This window comes from Microcystis sp. M049S2, from assembly GCF_020245625.1.
Classification (GTDB): Bacteria; Cyanobacteriota; Cyanobacteriia; order Cyanobacteriales; family Microcystaceae; genus Microcystis; species Microcystis ichthyoblabe_A.
Genome location: NZ_JADBUN010000261.1, coordinates 1 through 2,568 on the forward strand (window position 1 = coordinate 1; position 2,568 = coordinate 2,568).

General features: G+C 39.7%; 2 protein-coding genes and 1 pseudogene. All 3 read right to left on the reverse strand.

All coding sequences use genetic code 11. The features are described 5' to 3' along the window. Positions 1–130, reverse strand: a pseudogene (locus tag IM496_RS20265) (IS607 family transposase); the annotation flags it as partial. A gap of 76 nt (positions 131–206) precedes the next feature. After that, on the reverse strand, positions 207–1,265 hold the full coding sequence (locus IM496_RS20270; protein ID WP_287663069.1) for a cysteine peptidase family C39 domain-containing protein: 1,059 nt from the start codon (positions 1,263–1,265) through the stop codon (positions 207–209). 57 nt (positions 1,266–1,322) lie between these two features. Next, complete coding sequence (locus IM496_RS20275; protein WP_194016663.1) at positions 1,323–1,901, reverse strand: helix-turn-helix domain-containing protein; 579 nt, start codon at positions 1,899–1,901, stop codon at positions 1,323–1,325. Positions 1,902–2,568 lie beyond the last annotated feature (667 nt).

The window sequence follows — 2,568 nt, forward strand, 5'->3', positions numbered from 1 at the left end:
AACGGTCATCTTCAAAAATAATAATTGTTCCTGTAGGAAGACGTTCTCCTTGTAACTGCCCTCGATTCCACATTCTCCAAGCAGTGTCATAACTGATCCCTTTTTTCTTAGCATAATCTGATAGTTTCATGTGAACTGCAACGTAAACTTGTACTAACCATATTAGCAGTTGTTTGCAGTCATTTGCATATACTTTTTACAAAACTTTACAATACTTCTAGTAATACTTGACCGTGAGGACTGGCTAAATTAAAAAATTGCCAAAATGGGGTAGTATGATTTTTGAGTTCCTTGATTAAAGCTGTCGGTTGTAGGAGTAGTGTATAACCCTGCCAACCTGTTTTAAATTCTGGATATGTTAAACTCCGTTGACCAATAGCAGGGTCAGCAACAATGACTTGATTGCGAGTGATTTCATAAACGACAATATAATGATTACCTTCCCAGTGAGCGATTGCGGGTAATTTTTGTTTAGCTAGTTGGTCAATACTGGCTTTAACTGGTCTAGTGGAAAATCCGATACTTTCCGCCGCAGCGGATAGTCCTCGCAAAGAAGCCCCATTGGCATCTACATTAGCAATATCTCGAATGCGGTTGACACTAAACTTTTTGCCCCAATAACGGGCAACCATTACTAAACAAGCAGCACCACAGTCAGAACCACTTTGTTGCTCAAAAAAAGGATAGCGTCTAGTAATATGCTGCCATAGATGAGTAACGCGCTGAGTGGGGCTAGGGAAATAAGCCTTGTTAACTTTTTGCTTGTGGGTTTTTAGATATATTTCATCTTTGATTGTGCTAATTCCCGCAATTAGTTCCTGGTCGTCGTTTACGGATAAATCTGGTTTATTATTGATGGAAAACTTGCTTTTTTGTTCATTATCTTTAGCGGTAGCTAAATTGTACAAATACTCCTTAAATCGGGAATTTTTATGAATGATAGAGCGCAAAACTTTACCAGGAATATAACAAAGCTCTGCTTGAGGCGAAACCCTGACAGCATAATCTAAAAAACCGGCTTCAGGAAACAAAGTACATTCCCCAAATAGTTGAGCCGGATGCAGGGTGCTAATTAAGTCCAGGCTACTGTTAACCAGTCTTACTTTGCCAGCGACCAAAATATATAAGCCATCGGATGCTGAGATACTTTCCAACAACAAACCGGGGTTAGGTTTTGAAAATTCAGCCGACTCAACTAAACTGGCTAAATCCTCTTCTGATAAAAATTGACCGATTAGACCAGATAGATATTCTTTGGTAGTCATTTCTCCCTCGATAGTGTTGCAAACACTTAATAGCACTTAATAGATTTTTCATGATGATTAAGAAAATGCCACCTCCTCTGGAATGTCCCTAATCACAATGCCGCTTTTACTGGATTTTTTCGGCTCATTTTTTTCAAGGTTATTCGATTTTGGTCTGGTAGATAAACCCATTTGTTTGAGTAGTCTGTTGATATGGCGATCGCTGATTTTAATTCCTAATTCTGCGCTCAGGTGCTCGCTGAGTTTCTTAGCAGTCCATCGGGAAGCCGAATAACTAAAATCACGGTGAGGGACTTTAACTTCTCTAGGGCTTTGACTGACTAACTTCCTCAAACGCTGCAAGCATTCCTCGTCTACAGTTTGAGGTCTGCCAATTGGGCCAATATTCCACTGGTGAGCCTGACCAGACTTGGCGAGGGTTATCCAATGGCGTGCTGTACTATGGGAACAGCCCAACTCTTGGCAAATTTGGGTTTGGGTTTTACCCTCATCTGCCAGCAGCATAATTTGAATTCGTTGAAAATGGCGCTTAGACAACCCTTTTTCTAGGCTTTTTTCTAAGTGTTTTCTCTGAAAAGCACTGAGAAATCGACCAGAGTTATTGGGAAAATTAATACCAGTTTGAGATGATTTCATAAGCTGATACTCATTGGCATTAGAGGATTTTGGACAATCTGCGACATCTTTGCAAAACAAAATTTGGCGTTGCGTATTTGCGGTATAAATCAATTAGACACGGGTATTACCTCGTACTCGTAGAACAGATGGTGGGCAGTTAGCACGGTGTATGTCGCCCATGCTTTTTGAGCATTATACCAGATACTTCTGGTTTAAGTAGGGGCTGCTGAAAAAGTTTTTCGTGGGGGCAGGGTGTGGGGTGTGGGGTGTGGGGTGTGGGGTTTTACCCATTTTCAGGTGGTCAATTACCTAATTTTCAGGGAAAAAATCCCTAAATTTTCCCCCCAATCACTCCAATGGTAGGCACTTTTTCAGGGAAAAAAAGTCTAAAAGCCTTATCCAACAAGGTTTTTAGATTTATTCAGCAAACCCTAAGTAGTCGGACATAAGTTTTCGCTGCTGTATAAAGTTTTGTAAATAGGGTAGAAAGCTGTATGCAGCAGCGAAAACCGCCTCTTTTACATTCCTTAACATAGTGTTGTTCATTAGACCTCTTGCATAATTTTTTTATGGTATAATATAAGGTTTTGCTTTTTTCTCAATTCTTAGATTGAAGTGGAAAAAAGAATAAAATGTGATCTTAGGTCAGGAAATCATCTATAATTTTGCTATGTTTATTAGCAAA

Excerpts from the sequence above, each read along its gene's own strand:
- IM496_RS20270 (WP_287663069.1), bottom strand. The coding sequence starts at position 1,265 with ATGACTACCAAAGAATATCTATCTGGTCTAATCGGTCAATTTTTATCA.
- IM496_RS20275 (WP_194016663.1), bottom strand. The coding sequence starts at position 1,901 with ATGAAATCATCTCAAACTGGTATTAATTTTCCCAATAACTCTGGTCGA.